The sequence below is a fragment of the Ureibacillus endophyticus genome (assembly GCF_003628435.1).
Taxonomy (GTDB): Bacteria; Bacillota; Bacilli; order Bacillales_A; family Planococcaceae; genus Ureibacillus; species Ureibacillus endophyticus.
The window spans coordinates 77,015-95,491 of sequence record NZ_RBZN01000008.1 but is presented as its reverse complement, the minus strand read 5'-3'; the positions used below and the strand labels follow the sequence as shown (position 1 = coordinate 95,491).

General features: G+C 35.0%; 18 protein-coding genes and 1 other annotated feature. Of the genes, 14 read left to right on the top strand and 4 right to left on the bottom strand.

Annotated features, from left to right (window positions below; genetic code table 11):
* The first annotated feature begins 405 nt into the window (after nucleotides 1-405).
* The 3 genes from D8M03_RS05635 to D8M03_RS05625 all read left to right on the top strand — a co-directional run bounded on the left by D8M03_RS05635 (nucleotide 406) and on the right by D8M03_RS05625 (nucleotide 3,147).
* Complete coding sequence (locus tag D8M03_RS05635) at nucleotides 406-1,644, top strand: DNA polymerase IV (protein ID WP_121213794.1); 1,239 nt, start codon at nucleotides 406-408, stop codon at nucleotides 1,642-1,644.
* Between the two features lie 30 nt (nucleotides 1,645-1,674).
* Entirely contained in the window at nucleotides 1,675-2,613 is a 939-nt protein-coding gene (gene rnz / locus D8M03_RS05630) for a ribonuclease Z (RefSeq protein WP_121213793.1), read from the top strand.
* 303 nt (nucleotides 2,614-2,916) lie between these two features.
* Nucleotides 2,917-3,147, top strand: a complete 231-nt coding sequence (locus D8M03_RS05625; protein ID WP_121213792.1) for an acyl-phosphate glycerol 3-phosphate acyltransferase — start codon at nucleotides 2,917-2,919, stop codon at nucleotides 3,145-3,147.
* A gap of 313 nt (nucleotides 3,148-3,460) precedes the next feature.
* Here D8M03_RS05625 and proC read toward each other — a convergent pair whose 3' ends face one another.
* Complete coding sequence (proC, locus tag D8M03_RS05620; RefSeq protein ID WP_121213791.1) at nucleotides 3,461-4,267, bottom strand: pyrroline-5-carboxylate reductase; 807 nt, start codon at nucleotides 4,265-4,267, stop codon at nucleotides 3,461-3,463.
* Between the two features lie 82 nt (nucleotides 4,268-4,349).
* Nucleotides 4,350-4,566 (bottom strand) — a binding site (T-box leader).
* Nucleotides 4,567-4,709: 143 nt separating this feature from the next.
* On the opposite strand from proC, the gene D8M03_RS05615 reads away from it, so the two are divergent.
* Nucleotides 4,710-5,654 carry an MBL fold metallo-hydrolase gene (locus D8M03_RS05615; protein WP_121213790.1) on the top strand — a complete coding sequence of 315 codons (945 nt, stop codon included), beginning with the start codon at nucleotides 4,710-4,712 and terminating at the stop codon, nucleotides 5,652-5,654.
* A gap of 91 nt (nucleotides 5,655-5,745) precedes the next feature.
* Here D8M03_RS05615 and hmpA read toward each other — a convergent pair whose 3' ends face one another.
* Nucleotides 5,746-6,915 carry an NO-inducible flavohemoprotein gene (gene hmpA, locus D8M03_RS05610; protein ID WP_121213789.1) on the bottom strand — a complete coding sequence of 390 codons (1,170 nt, stop codon included), beginning with the start codon at nucleotides 6,913-6,915 and terminating at the stop codon, nucleotides 5,746-5,748.
* Between the two features lie 226 nt (nucleotides 6,916-7,141).
* On the opposite strand from hmpA, the gene D8M03_RS05605 reads away from it, so the two are divergent.
* The 7 genes from D8M03_RS05605 to D8M03_RS05575 all read left to right on the top strand — a co-directional run bounded on the left by D8M03_RS05605 (nucleotide 7,142) and on the right by D8M03_RS05575 (nucleotide 13,344).
* On the top strand, nucleotides 7,142-7,579 hold the full coding sequence (locus D8M03_RS05605; RefSeq protein WP_121213788.1) for an Rrf2 family transcriptional regulator: 438 nt from the start codon (nucleotides 7,142-7,144) through the stop codon (nucleotides 7,577-7,579).
* Nucleotides 7,580-7,676: 97 nt separating this feature from the next.
* The gene (locus D8M03_RS05600) at nucleotides 7,677-8,426 is read left to right on the top strand and encodes an SDR family NAD(P)-dependent oxidoreductase (protein WP_121213787.1); all 750 of its coding nucleotides are present in this window, start codon (nucleotides 7,677-7,679) and stop codon (nucleotides 8,424-8,426) included.
* Between the two features lie 177 nt (nucleotides 8,427-8,603).
* Nucleotides 8,604-9,818 (top strand): argininosuccinate synthase, encoded by a 1,215-nt coding sequence (locus tag D8M03_RS05595; RefSeq protein ID WP_121213786.1) that lies wholly within the window; start codon nucleotides 8,604-8,606, stop codon nucleotides 9,816-9,818.
* Nucleotides 9,819-9,879: 61 nt separating this feature from the next.
* Complete coding sequence (argH, locus tag D8M03_RS05590) at nucleotides 9,880-11,259, top strand: argininosuccinate lyase (RefSeq protein WP_121213785.1); 1,380 nt, start codon at nucleotides 9,880-9,882, stop codon at nucleotides 11,257-11,259.
* 298 nt (nucleotides 11,260-11,557) lie between these two features.
* Nucleotides 11,558-11,908, top strand: a complete 351-nt coding sequence (locus D8M03_RS05585; protein ID WP_342768791.1) for a DUF3889 domain-containing protein — start codon at nucleotides 11,558-11,560, stop codon at nucleotides 11,906-11,908.
* Between the two features lie 217 nt (nucleotides 11,909-12,125).
* Nucleotides 12,126-12,626, top strand: coding sequence for a hypothetical protein (locus D8M03_RS05580; protein WP_121213784.1), 501 nt, complete (start codon nucleotides 12,126-12,128; stop codon nucleotides 12,624-12,626).
* Nucleotides 12,627-12,669: 43 nt separating this feature from the next.
* Complete coding sequence (locus D8M03_RS05575) at nucleotides 12,670-13,344, top strand: DUF2642 domain-containing protein (RefSeq protein ID WP_121213783.1); 675 nt, start codon at nucleotides 12,670-12,672, stop codon at nucleotides 13,342-13,344.
* A gap of 92 nt (nucleotides 13,345-13,436) precedes the next feature.
* Here the strand turns inward: D8M03_RS05575 and D8M03_RS05570 are convergent, their stop codons facing one another.
* Nucleotides 13,437-14,702, bottom strand: coding sequence for a glutamate-5-semialdehyde dehydrogenase (locus D8M03_RS05570; RefSeq protein ID WP_170148388.1), 1,266 nt, complete (start codon nucleotides 14,700-14,702; stop codon nucleotides 13,437-13,439).
* Between the two features lie 20 nt (nucleotides 14,703-14,722).
* On the bottom strand, nucleotides 14,723-15,808 hold the full coding sequence (proB, locus tag D8M03_RS05565; RefSeq protein ID WP_121213782.1) for a glutamate 5-kinase: 1,086 nt from the start codon (nucleotides 15,806-15,808) through the stop codon (nucleotides 14,723-14,725).
* A gap of 426 nt (nucleotides 15,809-16,234) precedes the next feature.
* On the opposite strand from proB, the gene D8M03_RS05560 reads away from it, so the two are divergent.
* From D8M03_RS05560 to D8M03_RS05550, 3 genes are all read left to right on the top strand, one after another.
* Nucleotides 16,235-17,011: a nitrilase-related carbon-nitrogen hydrolase gene (locus D8M03_RS05560; protein WP_121213781.1), complete on the top strand. Its 777-nt coding sequence runs from the start codon at nucleotides 16,235-16,237 to the stop codon at nucleotides 17,009-17,011.
* Nucleotides 17,012-17,127: 116 nt separating this feature from the next.
* Nucleotides 17,128-17,535: a retropepsin-like aspartic protease gene (locus D8M03_RS05555; protein WP_245987471.1), complete on the top strand. Its 408-nt coding sequence runs from the start codon at nucleotides 17,128-17,130 to the stop codon at nucleotides 17,533-17,535.
* Nucleotides 17,536-17,591: 56 nt separating this feature from the next.
* Complete coding sequence (locus D8M03_RS05550; RefSeq protein WP_121213780.1) at nucleotides 17,592-18,263, top strand: GNAT family N-acetyltransferase; 672 nt, start codon at nucleotides 17,592-17,594, stop codon at nucleotides 18,261-18,263.
* The last annotated feature ends 214 nt before the right edge of the window (nucleotides 18,264-18,477 follow it).

Sequence of the window (18,477 nt, the reverse complement as noted above, 5' to 3'; positions counted from 1 at the left end):
GAAGTCCTCACATTGCCTTATCGATTCCACTTTCTTATACACGATCTCTTGGACCCAACATACTAAACTGATTCATATAAGGATGTGAAGTTAGCCGGTTTTTTTTACGGACTCTCATACGTCCCTGGAGCTGTTCGACTTTCCTTCACTTCTACTATAAAAAAATAGTAGCACAAACCATGGCCTTGGTTTGTACTACTAATGTTAGTATGTTTTATTTTATTCAAATCTTGTCCCTTCTCCAAACCTTCCATCTCTCTTTGTAATACATTATGACTTTCTGTCGAAGATTAGAACTTAGCGAAAATTATTGTCGAATACTTTTTATTGTAAAAAGGAAACAACCTGTAGAATATGATAAAATTTAGTAACAACTATCGAGGTTACATTTCTGGAGGAAAGAACATGTCAAAGGCTCGGATAATTTTTCATGTAGATATGAATAGTTTTTATGCTTCTGTTGAGCAATCCTATAATCCGGAATTAAAAGGGAAAGCGATTGCCATTGCAGGAAATCCTAAAGAACGCCGTGGAATTATTGTTACAAGTTCTTATGAAGCAAGGGCAAAAGGCATTTATACAACCATGAATGTGGGAGAGGCTTTACGAAAATGTCCAGAACTGATTCTATTACCTCCAGATTTTCCGAAATATCGTCAAGCATCAAAAGCGATGTTTACCATCCTTAGAAGCTACACAGAATTGATCGAGCCTGTATCCATAGATGAGGGGTATATGGATATTACCGAATTATCTAAAGAGCGTCATCCTCTCGATATTGCGAAAGAAATTCAACTTCGTATTTTTAATGAGTTAGATTTGCCTTGCTCAATTGGGATAGCACCGAATAAATTTTTAGCGAAAACAGCATCTGATATGGAAAAGCCAATGGGAATCACTGTTTTAAGGAAAAGGGATGTGCCGAGCAAGTTGTGGCCATTACCTGTTATTGAGATGCATGGTGTTGGAGAAAGTACAGCGAAAAAACTAAATTCCATTAATATAAAAACGATAGGTGACCTAGCGAAAATTGAAGAAAGTGTCATACGACAACAATTAGGGAAAAATGGTGTTAGGCTGAGAGCGAGAGCGAATGGGGAAGACAGCAGAATAGTGGACCCAGAAGCAATTTATGAAACGAAAAGTGTAGGGAATTCCACAACTCTTCCCTTTGATGAAACAGATATCAAGGAATTAGAAAAAATCTTTGAAATGCTGGCAGGTAAAGTGGCGGAGCGATTAGAGGTAAAAAATCTTTGTGGTTCTACAATTAGCATTCAAATTCGAGATGCTAATTGGAATAATCATTCAAAAAGCAAAACGTTTCAAAACCCTATATATCAAAAAGAAGATATATTTGAGGAAGCCTTTAACCTCTTTCATAAAGCTTGGAATGGTGAGCCAGTTCGACTGTTAGGTATAACAGTTTCTAATGTTATAGATCGAAAACAATCTGTTCAGCAGCTGTCGATTTTTAATTTTGAAGAATATGCAAAACAAGAACCAATCTACGAACTTATTGATGAAATGGAACGGAAATTTGGTAAAGGTATACTTAAAAAGGGAGTAGAGATGGGTAAAAAACAAAGCTTTGCTTCAAAAACGAGTTTTAGTAAGGATTTTTTAGAAGATTTAAAGGAATAAATATTATAGTCAACTTCGGAGGTACAATCATTGCAACTACAATTTTTAGGTACGGGCGCGGGAATGCCATCCAAAGAGCGAAATACAAGTGCACTTGCATTAAGATTGTTGGAAGAGCGAGGGACGATTTGGCTTTTTGATTGTGGAGAAGCAACGCAACACCGTATATTACATACTACGATTCGACCACGTAAAATTGAAAAGGTTTTTATTACCCATTTACATGGTGACCATATTTTTGGATTACCAGGCTTATTAAGTTCCAGATCTTTTCTTGGGGGAGAAGATACGCTAACATTATACGGTCCAAAAGGGTTAAAGGAATGGGTTGAAAATACTTTTGCCATTTCAAATACACATATCACGTATCCAATTGAATATGTAGAAGTTCAGGACGGCATTGTGTTTGAAGATGAACAAATGATTGTAAAAGCAAAAGAACTTGAACATGTGATTCCATGCTTTGGATATCGGATTGAACAAAAACCTTTACCGGGTGAATTATTAATTGAGAAAGCTAGGGAATTGAATGTTCCAAAAGGGCCTCTGTTAGGAAAATTAAAAAATGGATTTGATGTAACATTAGTGGACGGTACGGTTGTCTATAGTAAAGATGTCACTTCACCACCGAAGAAGGGGTTTGTTGTGACGATATTAGGGGATACAAAATATTGTGAAAGTGCGATTGAATTAAGCCGAAATGCAGATATTGTTGTCCATGAGGCGACATTTGATCACTCTACCACTCACTTAGCAGCGAATTATGGACATTCGACTAATATTGAAGCAGCTACTATCGCAAAGGAAGCAAAAGCAAGAAATTTGATTTTAAATCATATAAGTGCCCGTTTTCTTGCAGAAGATTTACAAAAATTATTAATCGACGCAAGGAAAGTATTCGAAAATACTTTCATTTCAAAAGATTTTTCTCATTATCTTTGGAAAGATGAAAAAATAATAGAAGAATAACAAATTTTGATGGTAGAAACACCTTTTTTAGGTGTTTTTTTTAATGCTTTTGTGCAGAATAAAAAAGAACCAAAATTTTTGCTAAGTTAATTTACATTTCTTTTAGCAAAGATATACAGGACCGGATGAAATGAAGAAAGTTTTGAAGACTTTAGCGAGCATTCGAATAACGACAGGGAAATATAAATTATAAATAAGAACCAATTCTCTCTCTAATCGATATCAATTATAGTCGGAATATTATAGAAAAATATAGATTTTTCGAGTAATATTCGTTTATGATAGAGAATGGGGAGGGATATGATGAATCAACCGAAAATGAATCCTGCTGTGTTACGTCTTTTAGTAATATTTCCAAATGTACTAAGTTACATATTATTGTTTGGAGTAATTATTTATATAACAACAAACTATGCAAATTTAAAGGCTGCAAATGCATTAAATTTATGGCTAATTATTGCTGTAGTACTTGGACCAATGGCGATATATACAACATATTCAATTATTAAGAGAATAAAAGCAGGAGTTTTATAAAAGCTTAGTAGTAGTTTGGCAATATTATCACCCGGAAATATTGATTGCTTGATGGAAAATCTACTACGAGAAGTTCAAAATAATAGAATAAAAACAAAACGCGTGCGCAATTTTCAACAATTCGCACGCGTTTTTACTTATATTATGTTGATTTGTGTAAAAATTTGATATGAATTATATCAAGATATGCGTTTTTTCGACAAGGACAAATAGCAAAATGATGCATTTCCTAGGAAATATTACTGGATATTTAGAATATTCCGAATAGTAAGGAGATAATAGAAAAGTGATAATTTCGCTATTTTAGAAATAGCTATTCACCTTTAGCTAATTCGCGGGATCTTGCCTCAGCACTCTTAATACAAGCGGAAATTGCTTCAGTAAAATGATTATTTTCTAAAGCACGAATTCCTGCTTCCGTTGTACCACCTGGACTTGTTACTTTTCTCCGTAAAACATCAGGTTCTTCCTTCACTGATTGGAGCATTGCAGCTGACCCCGCAATCGTTTGAACCATTAGCTTACGTACAACTTCCTTCGATAAACCAAATTCAAGACCAACAGATTCCCAAGCTTCTAATAGATAGTACAAGTATGCTGGACCACTTCCTGAAAGTGCTGTAATTGCATGTAATTTATCTTCATCAACTTCGATGACAATACCAATTGCTTCTAGCATTTGTAAATATAAAGTTTTAAGCTCTTGTGTTACTTGCTCGTTAAAGGAAATTCCACTAGCAGACATTCCAATTGCAGCAGAAGTGTTTGGCATTACCCGTGCAATTGGTCTACTTCCTAATCCTTGTTCAATAGTTTCAATGGCAATTCCAGCTACTACAGATAAAATGGCTGTTTCCGGTTTTATAAAAGACTTAATTGTATCAAAAGCTGCTTTAACATCTTTTGGCTTCATTGCGAGGATAATTAAATCCATATTATAGATTTCATTATGTTCTTTTAAGATGTTAACACCATATTGATTTTGTAAATATTCTAATCTTTCATTATTTGAACGGTTAGTGACATATAGCTGATGAGCTGGAACAACTTCTTCTTCAACCCAACCATGAATTAAAGCTTCTGCCATTGACCCAGCACCAACAAATAAGATTTTTTGCATGAAATTCCCTCCATTAATAGATGTGTATGTTGTAACAATTCAACTATTCAAAGGACGAAATAAAAAAGCGCTCCGTCCTAAAACTAAGGACGAAAACGCTTGTAGTTTCCGCGGTACCACCTTTGTTTGCCAAATACTATGGCACAACTCATTAATCTCATTATCGCAGAGAATACGGCTATGTTTTCATAGCAGCTCCGAAGTAGGTTCAATGAACTTAGTGGGTTATGCTACTCACACCATATGCAGCACTCTCTTAAACCGTAAATTCATTTACTTGGCTTCATCATCGCTTAAAAAAATATTTTGAATTATTGAAATTATATTCACTCTTTTTATTTCTGTCAATATAAAGTCGTGACGAATTAGATAAAAAGGGATAAAATATGAACAGCAATTCATTATATGAGAATAAGTTCGGACTTAATTAGGGGGTTATACCATGGATATACATAAAATTATTTTACCAACTCCATATCCAGTAGGAGATGTAAATGCTTTTTTACTAAAAGGGGATTGTCTTACATTATTCGATGCTGGACCGAAGACAGAAGAAACCTTTGAGGCATTGAAATCTGGAATTCATGAAGCTGGATATAAAATGGAAGATGTCGAACAGGTCATCTTAACTCATCATCATCCTGATCATGCTGGGTGGGTAGATGCATTTCCTCAGGCACAGATATTAGGTCATGAATATGTGGACCATTGGTTGAAACAAACACCAGAATTTATTCATTATCGGAATGAGTTTTACAGAAAGCAGTTAAGATTACAAGGGGTTCCAGAACGTTATATTGAAAAAATTGTTCAAGTAAGAGATGAATTGGAAATGTTAGGTACGACACCATTAACGAAATATATTCAAGATGGAGAAGAGATCTCTGGCCATCCCGGATTAAAGGCTTATTATACACCAGGCCATGCTCAAAGCCATTTAATCTTTGTAGATGAAAAATCAAATGAAGCAATTGGTGGGGATTTATTATTAGAGCATATTGCATCAAATCCATTAGTTGAGCCACCAATCGATCTATCATTCGATCGCCCAAAATCCCTTGTTCAATATCATAACTCCTTAGAAATACTAAAAGATTTAAATATCTCTAAACTATATACGGGGCATGGTGGGGATTTAGTTAATATTAATCAACTTATTTCAATTCGTATAGAAAAAGATAAACATCGTGCAATGGAAGTATTGGAACTACTATCTACACCAAAGAACGTATTTGAATTAACAATGACTTTATATGCACAAGTGTTTAAAGAACAATTGGGTCTAACTTTGTCGAAAACAATTGGATATTTAGACTATTTAGAGAATGTAGGGGCCGTAAAAATTGAACTTATTGAAGGGGTTTTATACTATTATCGTTTAACATAAAAATTCCCCATAGCAGGTGGGTGTAGTCCTGCTATGGGGGTTATTTTTATTGTGATAGGGATATGATCAATGAGTATAGAGAGTAATTAAATTAAGCTTTTTGTAAAGCATTAACAGTCATTAATGGACCAAAGAATTCATAATGAATGTTTTCGTTCGATACATTTAATTCTTTAGCAATTGAAATTACTGATTCCATGAATGGAGCTGGACCACACACGTAAACTTCAGTATTTGGTTGGATGAATGGAGCTAAGTCTTCTTTTTTGATGTAGCCTAATTCATCTGAATAGTGAATGCGGTATGTGCCGTTTAGTTCATCAATTTTCTTTTCAATTTGCTCTTTAAAAGCAACTGATTTGTTGTTACGTGCTGATTGATAGAATGTAACGTTACGTCCAAGTTCCATTGTTTGAAGCATAGTGTTTAATGGTGTAACACCAATACCACCGCTTACAAATAATACCGGATTATTGTTTTCTACTAAAGTGAATCCACCTGCTGGAGCACTTAATTCAACTGTATCGCCTTCATTAATTTCGTTGTGAAGGAATGTTGATACAACACCTGCTGGAGTATTTTCGTCTTCACGTTTAACTGAAATACGATATTCATTGTTGTTTGAAGGTTGAGATACAGTATAGTGACGGTTAGCAAAATACTCTGATCCAGTTGGTTTTACACGTACTGTTACATATTGACCAGGTTCAAATTCTGGTAATGGTTGTCCATCTTCTGGAACTAAATAGAATGAAGAAACTTCATCATTTTCAGCTACTTTTTTTGCTACTTTAAATGGTTTAAATAAACGCCATCCGCCATTCGCTTCTGCTTTTTGATATAAATCTTCTTCCACTGAAATGAATACATCAGCGATTACTCCATAAGCTTCTGCCCATGCATTGATGATTTCATCAGTTGCAGCATCTCCAAGAACTTCTTTAATAGCTCGTAGTAAGTTTTGACCAACGATTGGATAATGTTCAGGTAAGATACCTAACGCACGGTGTTTATGTGCAATTAACATTACAGCCGGTACGATTGCTTCTAGGTTATCGATATGAGCAGCTGCTGCATATACAGAATTTGCTAGAGCTGTTTGTTGACGGCCTTGTTGTTGGTTTGCGTGGTTGAAATAGTTTAATAATTGTGGGTTTTCAGCAAACATGTTTTTGTAAAATGTTTTTGTGATCGTTACTCCGTATTTTTCTAGTACTGGTACTGTTGATTTGATAATGTCGATTGTTTGTTGAGATAACATAAAATCACGTCCTTTTAAGTTTTAAAAGATTTAGTTAACGCTTACATGACTTACTATAAATCCAGAAAAGGTTAAAAGCAATATAATAAATACATCTTTAACAAAATAGACACAAATGTAGTATGTAAAATACATCTTTTAATAACTATCTAATAATGTACAATTTCAATATCGGTTATTTATTCAAAAAAATGTTATAATGTAAGAAGAAAGAGTGGTGTCGAATATGCGTTTAACTTTATATACAGATTATTCGTTACGTGTATTGCTTTATCTTGGAATAAAAGGTGAAGATCGATTGTCAACTATCCAAGAGATTGCGGATACTTATCATATTTCTAAAAATCATTTAATGAAGGTTACATACGATCTTGGTCAATTGGGGTTAATAGAAACAATCCGCGGTCGTGGAGGCGGCATTCGTTTAAATAAAAAACCAGAAGAAATCAACATCGGTCAAGTTGTAAGACATACAGAAGAAGATTTTCACATTGTTGAATGTTTTGATAGTAATAGTAATATGTGTAAAATTTCTCCTGCTTGTCGATTAAAATTTGCATTAAAGGAAGCTCTAACAGCTTATCTCGAAGTATTAGATGGTTATACATTGGCAGATTTTTTATTGTCAAAGGACGAAATGTATAAATTATTAGGAATAGAATAAGTATCGAATTTAGGATGTCTCTAGTGGGACATCCTTTTTTACTAACAATCAATAATATGTATTATGGAAACATTGAGAAAGGATTATCCATTTTATTATGAAAAATAAAAGTATCTTTATAACTGGGGCAACAAGTGGTATTGGACGACTAATTGCAGAAAACTGTTTAAAAAAAGGATTTGTTGTATATGGTACAGGTCGTGATGAAAATGCATTGCAAAGCTTAGCTCAATTAGGTGTACATGTTTTAAAAGCGGATTTATCAGAATTAGAAGAAATTGAAGACGTTTTTAATCTACTTCCATCTATAGATGTGGCAATTTTAAATGCTGGAGTAGGGTATTTTCAAAATGCCTTTGATTTAACAGATGACGAAATTAGTTCAATGATTGATGTGAATGTGAAAGCACCCATTTTATTAGCAAATCGATTTGCGAAAAAAATGATTGCCCAAAAGAACGGTCATATTATTTTTATTGGTTCACAAGCAGGCAAGGTTGCAACAAAAAAAGCAAGTGTATATGCTGCTTCAAAACATGCAATTACAGGTTTTTCCAATGGCTTAAGGATGGAACTTGCTCCATTTAATATTTCAGTGACCACTGTTTTTCCTGGACCAATCGATACGCCATTTATAAAAAAGGCGGATTCGACAAATACTTATCGAGCATCTATCGAACGTTTTTTATTAAAACCCGAGCATGTTGCAAAGGAAGTGATAAAAACGATTGATAAACCTGTAAGAGAAGTAAATCTTCCAAGATATATGTCAGTCACAAGTAAACTTTATGCAATAGCACCTGCATTAGTTGAAAAGCTAGGAAGTAGTTTTTTCAATAAAAAATGATACATGAACGAGTCGAAGTAAACATTATAAATATCTATGTTTTTATACTAATTGTAAAAGTCAAATTTTTTATTTAAATACACTTGTATTTCGTTTTATTACATGGTAATATTCGTGTATAAACTTTTACTCAACATGTATAAAAATACATAAATGAAACATCGGAGGCACACGACAATGGCAAATAAAAAAGTAGTTTTAGCATATTCAGGTGGGCTTGATACTTCTGTAGCAATCCCTTGGTTAAAAGAACAAGGTTGGGACGTAATCGCAGTATGTCTTGACGTAGGTGAAGGTAAAGATCTTGAATTTATTAAAAATAAAGCACTTCAAGTTGGTGCAATTGAATCATATATGGTAGACGCAAAAGACGAATTTGCAGAAGAGTATGCATTAGTTGCATTACAAGGTCACACTTGGTACGAACAAAAATATCCATTAGTTTCTGCATTATCTCGTCCATTAATTTCTAAAAAATTAGTTGAAATTGCAAATGCAACAAACGCAGATGCAGTAGCACACGGTTGTACTGGTAAAGGTAATGACCAAGTTCGTTTCGAAGTTTCAATTAAAGCATTAAACCCAGATTTAGAAGTTTTAGCTCCTGTTCGTGAGTGGGGATGGAGCCGTGATGAAGAAATCGAATACGCTCAAAAACATGGTGTACCAGTTCCAGCAACAATCGATTCTCCATTCTCAATCGACCAAAACTTATGGGGTCGTGCAAACGAAGCTGGTGTAATGGAAGATCCATGGGTAGCACCACCAGAAGAAGCTTATGGTTTAACAGTTTCTGTAGAAAACGCTCCTGATACTCCAGAATACATCGAAATCGAATTCGTTGAAGGTAAACCAGTATCATTAAATGGACAAGAAATGAAACTTGCTGACCTAATTCAAGAATTAAACAAAGTTGCAGGTGCTCATGGCGTTGGACGTATCGACCACGTTGAAAACCGTTTAGTAGGTATTAAATCTCGTGAAGTATACGAAATCCCAGGTGCAAAAGTTCTTTTAACTGCACACAAAGAATTAGAAGATATTACATTAGTGAAAGAATTAGCTCATTTCAAACCAATTATTGAGCACAAACTATCTGAAGTTATCTATGATGGTCTATGGTTCAACCCAATCCGCGTTGCACTTGAAGGCTTCTTAAAAGAAACTCAAAAATACGTAAACGGTACTGTACGTGTGAAATTATTCAAAGGTCATGCGATTGTAGAAGGACGTAAATCTCCAAACTCACTTTATAGTGAAGAATTAGCTACTTATTCTAAAGCAGACCAATTCAACCATGCATCAGCTGTTGGCTTCATCGAACTATGGGGTCTTCCAACAGTAGTAGCATCAGAAGTAAATAAAAACAAAGCAGTATTAGCTAAAAAATAATCATCTTTGAAATAACAGGCTACTTGTTAAGAGTAGCCTGACACAAGGTTAGGTGTGTCCTATGACGAAATTATGGGGTGGACGTTTCCAAAAGTCAGCGGAATCTTGGGTTGATGAATTTGGAGCATCCATTGGTTTTGACCAACAATTAGTAATGGAAGATCTTGAAGGTAGTGTTGCTCATGTAACAATGCTAGGAGCACAGGGAATTTTAGATTCTAAGGAAGTAGAACAAATTCTTGCTGGCTTAGCAGAGTTAAAAAAGAAGGCAGAGGCTGGAGAACTCGAGTTCCATGTAGCAAACGAAGATATCCATTTAAATTTAGAGAAAATGTTAACAGATTTAATCGGTCCGGTTGGAGGTAAATTACATACTGGCCGTAGCCGTAATGACCAAGTTGCAACAGATATGCACTTGTTCCTAAAGAAACGTGTTGTTGAAGTGGTTGAATTAATCGAAGCTTTCCAAAAGACGATTTTAGAAAAAGCTGAGCAACACATTGAAACGATTGCACCAGGATATACGCATTTACAACGTGCACAACCTATCAGCTTTGCACATCATTTAATGGCTTATTTTTGGATGTTAGAACGAGATAAAGAACGTTTTAACGAATCAATGAAACGTATCGATATTTTACCATTAGGTGCTGGAGCAATGGCTGGGACGACTTTCCCAATCAATCGTGAAAAATCAGCGGAATTATTAGGTTTCAGTAAAGTATATCCAAACTCAATGGATGCAGTGAGTGATCGTGATTTTATTGTAGAGTTTTTATCAAATTCTTCATTATTAATGACACATTTATCACGCTTTGCTGAAGAAATTATCATTTGGTCTACAGATGAGTTCAAATTTATTGAGTTAGACGATGCATTTTCAACTGGTTCATCGATTATGCCTCAAAAGAAAAATCCTGATATGGCAGAGCTTATTCGTGGCAAGACTGGTCGTGTATACGGCAATCTTATGGGATTATTGACAGTGTTAAAGGGGACTCCTTTAACGTATAACAAAGATATGCAGGAAGATAAAGAAGGTATGTTCGATACAGTTCATACAATTCTTGGTGCATTAAAAATCTTTGAAGGTATGGTTCGTACGATGACAGTAAACACTGAACGTCTTCACAGTGCAGTTCATAGTGATTTCTCAAATGCGACAGAACTTGCGGATTATCTTGCAACGAAGGGTATGCCATTCCGTGAAGCTCATGAAGTAACAGGTAAACTTGTATTTACATGTATCCAACGTGGAATCTTCTTATTAGATTTACCGCTTGAAGATATGCGTAAGGAAAGTGAATTACTTGAAGAGGATGTTTATGACGTATTAAAGCCTGAAGCTGCAGTTCGTCGTCGTCATTCTTTAGGTGGAACTGGATTCGATCAAGTTCGCATTCAAATCGACAAAGCTAAAACGCTTGTATCAACAAATTAACCAAAACATCTATTAATGCTGCACAGTGATGCACAATAGACTTGACGCATTTTATTCATAAGCCAGAGGGTAACCGAATAAAATAAAAACTTTATATCCAATATGCAACATATAAAGTCAAATGAAACTGTCTCGGAGTCGCGGGACAGTTTTTTTGTATAAAAAATAAAAGTAAAAAGTAAATTAAGTATATTTAGCATAAACGTAAAAATAACATACACTGTTAATACTTACATAACGATTATCCGAATATCTTCCTTTGTTCAGAAAACACTATAGAAAAGGAGGTTTTCTGTTGATGAAAATGAAAATTGCAGTTTCCGTATTGCTTATTATAGGTACAGCAGTTGTTGGCAAGATAATGACACCTCCTCCAAGTGATGAAATAACAAGTGCTCAAGAAATTGCTCCCGAGTATGCAAAATGGGGAAGAATGGCGATGCAAAACGTCATGGAAAAATACCCTAATGCGAATGTCGTTGATTATCTTCACATAGGTCGAGAAGTTGGCACAGAAAATACAGTCGAAAAATTTAAGCTATGGTTAAGAGCTGATGATAATCATGAATTCGGTGTATTTGTTGATATAACATTCAATAATCAAACAGAAGAAGTGATCAATATTAAGTTCACCGAGACGGATCGATAGTCAGCAATGCCCTTAAGTAACCATCGACTAACCCGTGAATATACTATTTAATAAGTACAAATCAATTATGATTTGTACTATTTTTTTTAATCACTATTGTTTTGCATTTATCCAAAAAAACTTAGTAAATTTTATAAAACTAGGCTAATGACATCTCATTATAGGATAAAAGCACATATATTTAGCAAGACAATACAAATAGGAGGGTTATGTCGATATGAATAAAGCTTTACTTGATACAATGGTAGGGCAGGTCATTAGAGTCGATCGTGGTGGACCAAATGCGGCTGTTGGAAAATTGCTCAAGGCAGGTAACGATTACTTTGTTCTATTAACGAAAAAAGATGGTGTCATTCTTTATACAACACACCATGTAAAAAGTATTACACTTGATTCAAAAGATCAAGGTGCATCAAGTGTAACGGTTCCTGAAGGCTTAGAAGGATTATTCGATGAGGATAATTTAAAAGGTGTACTTTGTAAAATAGGTAGACGTTGGGTAAAAATTAATCCTGAAAAATTAGAAGGTGTATTAAACGAAGTATGTGACGATTATCTAACAATCATTTTTAAGGAAGAAATTATCTACGTATCTATGTTCCACCTTCGCAATATAATTATCAGTGGAACATCTTCTTCAGGTGAAGAAAATAACGAAGAAAGTGATAACAACGAATCTGAAAATAGCTCAGGTGGAAGAAGACGTCGTCGTAGATAAGTAATGTTCTTGCAAAACTCTCTGAACAGATAGGAGGGAGAGTTTGAACAACGTATTTAATCAATTTAAAAAAGAAATTGTCAAAGTAGATTTGGTAGGAAAATCAGATTTTAGAGGTACTTTAATAGAATCTAATGATGAAATAATTGTTCTTTTTGATGGCGATGATTTTGTCTATATACCAATGAACCATGTAGACAATATTTCTGTAGTACAGGATGAAATGGACACTATTCAAAGACCTTCAATTTTACCTACCTATCTGAATGGAAATGATGAAAAAGTACTAACTTTTGATGAAATGCTTAACCTTGCGAAAGGGTTTTACACTGAAATTTATTTTGCAAATAGGCAACCAATTCATGGAATAATATATAATGTTATGAGTGATTATTTTATCTTCCACTCGCCGATTTATAAAACACTATACATTTCAAAACAACATTTAAAATGGTTTATACCTTTTCTGGATCAACAACGTCCCTTTGATTTAACGGATAAAGAGCTAAAAAATCGTTCAAAAACAACATTTGAAGCTAGCTTTGAACGCCAAATTGAAAAAATGAAAAATAAATTAGTGGTGTTTAACCTAGGTGAACAATCGCATCATATAGGTAAGTTAGTGAATATGAATAATAAAATGATTGAGATTCGTACTGCTCGAGGGAATACAATATTGCTAAATCTAGAGCATATTAAATCAATGCATGAAGTCTAGTGAAGAAGGTAATCGTTAATTTAAATTAAGGATTAATTTGAATAAGAAAAGTAGCACATTAAACTGAACGTTTAGTGCTACTTTTTTGTATTCTATTTTCGGATTTGACCATTTCCACGAATAAAATATTTTGTTGAAGTTAATGCAGGTAATCCCATTGGACCACGCGCATGTAATTTTTGTGTACTAATTCCGATTTCAGCGCCATAGCCATACTCGAAGCCGTCTGTAAAACGTGTAGATGCATTATGATAAACTGCTGCTGCATCGACACTTGTTAAAAAGACATCTGCAGCCATTTGATCTTCTGTGATAATGGCTTCTGAATGATTTGTACCGTAAGTATTAATATGGTTGATTGCTTCGTATACATTGTCAACAACTTTCACACTTAACGTAAGTGACAAATACTCTGCTGCATAGTCTTCTTCGGTTGCGAGAGTAGCTTGTGGTAAGACGTTACAAACATGTTCATCACCGATGATTGTAATCCCTGCTTCGGAAAGTTGGTTTAATAGGGAAACACCATGCTCCTTGAACCAATCTTCAGCCATAAGTAGACTTTCTGCAGCATTACATACAGAAGGACGTTGAGTTTTTGCGTTTAGAATAATGTTAAGTGCCATATCATAATTTGCACTATTATCTACATAAACGTGACAATTTCCAGCACCTGTTTCTAAAACAGGCACAGATGACTCACGTACGACTAAATCGATTAATCCTTTACCACCACGTGGAATTAATACATCTAAATATTCAGTTAGGTTAAATAATTCTTTAGCAGTTTCATGGGAAGTATCTTCTATTAATTGGACAGCTTCTAAAGGAATCTCGGTTTTCTCAAGTGCACGGTGAATTGTTGAAACAAGGGCAATGTTTGAAAACTTTGCAGAAGAACTTCCGCGTAAAATCACCGCATTACCAGTTTTCAAGCTAAGTGTTGCTGCGTCAATCGTTACGTTTGGACGCGCTTCATAAATCATACCGATTACACCAATTGGAACACGGCGTTTTTCAATAAGTAATCCATTTTCCTTTGTAATTGATTCTAATTTTTCACCAACTGGATCCTCTAGCTCTACTAATTGATGAATTGCTGTAGACATCGCTTGAATTCGAGATTCATTAAGCATAATTCGATCAAGTGTTGAATCAGGTAACCCTTTTTCTTTGCCAATTGCTAAGTCTTTTTTATTTTCTTCAATAATGAATTGTTGGTCGATTAACAGTTGTTCTGCGATTTTTACTAAAGCATCATTTTTTTCTGCAGTAGTTTTTACGTTCATTGTGTAGCTTGCATTTTTTGCTAATTTTCCTTTTTTACGAACTTCACTTTCTATTACGATGTTTGTCATACGAATACCCCCTATATTTATTATGCTTTTACCCATTTATCTCGGTGAATCACTTCAATGGATTTTACAGCAATTTCATCAGAACGTTTCCCAAGTGCACATTCTAGTTCATCACTGGAATACATTACTTCTCCACGGCCTAATAGTGTGGAATTACAATAAACTTCCACGACATCCCCTTTATGAAAGGCGCCTTCAATTCTGTAGATGCCAGCTGGTAATAAACTTTTCCCATTCATCAAAATGGCTTGTTTTGCACCTTCATCAATATAAAGTTTTCCTGATACTTCAGTAAGACTAATCCATTGTTTTTGATTAGGAAGAATCATTTGTTGTTCGCTTCCTATATATGTTCCATCCCCATGACCTTCTAAGATGTCAACTAATTTATTTTCACCACTACCATTTCCGATGAATACTTTTACACCAGCTTGAATGGCAGTGCGGGCAGCTAATAGTTTGGACTGCATACCTCCAGTTCCAACCTTTGAACCAGATCCAGCAGCAAATGACAACATTTCTTCTGTTATTTCTGATAGGTGGTTAATCCGTTTGGCATTTGGATTTTTCATTGGGTTGTCATCATAAAAGCCGTTAATGTCTGTTAGAATAATTAATTGGTCTGCGTGAACGAGTCCGCTTACTAAAGCAGAGAGCATATCATTATCACCGAAAGTTAATTCGGTAATTGAAACTGTATCGTTTTCATTAATGATTGGAATAATGTTACGTTCGAGCAATTCCGTAAAAGTTGCATAGGCATTTTTGTAGCGATCTTTCTTCGAGAAATCCGTTCGAGTCAGTAAGATTTGTGCAGCAGTAATGTTATGGGAAGAAAAAAGCTCTGAATAATACTGGATTAAAAGACTTTGCCCCACTGCAGCAGCTGCTTGTTTTCCTTTTAATGTGACAGGTCGTGATGGGTAACCTAGTTTTCGGAAGCCAGCTGCTACCGCTCCAGATGAAACAAGTAAAACATCGTGACCTGCATGCTTTAATTTCGCAAGCGCATTGATATGATCTTCTAATTTATTATGGTCAATTTCGCCTTTTGAGTTAGTTAATGAACTGCTACCGATTTTAACGACAATTCTTTTTTTCTCCATTAAAATCCTCCTAAAATAAAAAAACCCTTCTCGCCCTATAAATTAGGGCGAAAAAGGTTACTTTTCCGTGGTACCACCTAGATTGAACTTGCATTTGCCAAGTCCCACTTTGTTCTCATAACGCTTGAGTCTGCGTCTAGTTTTGCTAGAAGCTAGCGAAGTAGGTTCTGCGGGCCAATTTGTACGATGTCTTGCAGCCGATGAACATCGCTCTCTTTTCAAATGGTATTCCACATACTAGTCTTCGTTCCACCAAATCTTAAATTTCTTTTAATATGCAATAGTTTTGAAACTTTGTCAATAGAATTTATAGAATGTTCGAAAATTTTAAAAGGTAGTAGTTTGTAATATGATTAAGGGATTTTCTAATTATTCGTTGTGCTGGGTAAAATAGTTGTACGTAAATTATGAGGAGCGAAAGGATTAATGAAAATAGCAGCTATACAGATGTGCTCCATTTCGGGTCAAATAGAAAAAAATAAATTGAATGGTTTTAAACATATTTTATACGCTATACGAAAAGGGGCAGACCTAATTGTGTTACCTGAACTTTGGTCTTCAGGATATCATTTAACAACACAAACAGTCATTAAATTACAACAGCCATCTAAAGCAATTGTGGAGGAATGTCAACAGATTGCCAAAACATATGGAGTGGTCCTTGTCGTTCCGTTCATTGATAAAATTGAAGATGATCTTTTTATTGCAGTAGCTATCATAGAGAAGAACGGACAAATTTTGAAAATCTATCATAAGTCTTTTCTTTGGAATAAGGAAAAAACTATTTTTAAGCCAGGGAAAATGGAGTTGGTACCTGTTCAAACGTCTGTTGGTAAAATTGGAACCCTGATTTGTTATGATATGGAGTTTCCTGAAACCTGCAGAATCCTAACATTGCGTGGGGCAGAAATCATCATTATACCGTCTGTTTTTAGCTTTGGGTCAGAAAAAAGATGGGATATTCAACTTCCAGCAAGAGCAGTTGATAATACAGTATTTGTTTTAGGTGTAAATTCAGTAGGGGAGGGGAGTTGTGGGAAAACGAAGCTAATTAATCCCAAGGGTGCATTGGTACATGAATGTTCTAGACTTTCAGAGGAAATATTACTGTGTGATATTAACTTAAATGAAATCTACAACACGAGAGGAAAAATCCCTTATTTAAACGATTTAGATTCTAAATTATATCCAAGAATATTATGACTTTGCTATCATGTTGGCAAAGTTTTTTTAATTTTTTTAATTTATAACACAGTATTTAAGAGTGGTGGACGAGCATATAGTAGGGAAAACCCGTACAATTAGGTAGGTGTCTACGATTGAAACAGTTGGTACTAGAAAACGGTTTATTACTAACAGATATGGAAGTAGAGATAAAAGGTAAGGTATTAACATTAAACCGTGTTTTAATTGATACCGGTTCAGCTTCTACGTTGATTTCGTCCGATGTAGCTGCATCCTTTGGTATTGTAGCCGAAGATCATGACCCGATATATCGTATTTATGGTGTTGGTGGATTTGAATATGTCTTTTCTAAAGTAGCCGATGCTATAAAAGTGGGGAATCAAAGTGTTAAGCATATTCAGGTCGAATTTGGAGATATGGACTATGGTTTTGCAATAGATGGAATTCTTGGAATAAATGTTTTGAAGAAGTTGAAAGCAGTTATTAATATGAATAATTTATCTATCCATACTGCAGAAATCGATAGAGCGAATATGAACTAGAATGATAGAAAGATATGCTACAATATGGTAATTAGGGTTAAAAGGAGAGATACACTATGGATTATATTAGAATCACGAGCATTGAAGATCCACTATTTGCTAGTATGCACAAATTATTAGGTGAGGTGTTCCCACCAGAAGAAGTACTAGAATTTGAGCTATGGAAAGAACCAATAGAAGATCCAAGTATCCGTGTATTTGTTGCTGTTCATGAAGGGGAAGTAGTAGGGGCAACTGAATATCGTTATTATCCTCAGTGGAATATCGCGATGACAGATTTCACGATTATCGGTCAACCAGGTTTATCACTTGGACGCTTTTTAGCCAAAAACCGCGAGCAAGATTTACATCAACTTGCAAAAGACAATGGCAAAGTATTATTTGGAATGTTTGCAGAAATTTATAATCCATACTTTAAGGAAGATTTTGATTTCGGTGGTATCAAGCCGATGAATCCATACGTTCGTCGCGAAGTACTATCCCATCTAGGTTATCAACGTCTTGACTTCCCATACTTACATCCCTCTTGGAAAAATGATGGAGAGGCGGTTAAAGGTCTGGATTTATGCTTTATGCCAACGGACGAAAATGTGAAGGAAATTCCAGCAAGTTTAATTGTTGATTTTCTAAAAGATTATTATAAAGTACTTCCGAATAAACCAAAGGCATGGCTACAAATGATTGAATACATCGAATCTTATGAAAATATAAAGTTGATGCCGTTATAGAGTTTATGAATTGGGCTGTGTAGAAGAGTATTCTTCTTCACAGCTTTTTTGATACTTTTATTTAAGTAGTGGTGCTTCTGCGGTGGTCACACCATGATATCATCACTCGTAACACATAGATTGTGCTCCTGCGGTGGTCACAACAAGTTGTCACCATCCTCGTCGCAATTTATCTGTGACAAAAGCGTAAGCGACAGTCACAATTTATCTGTGG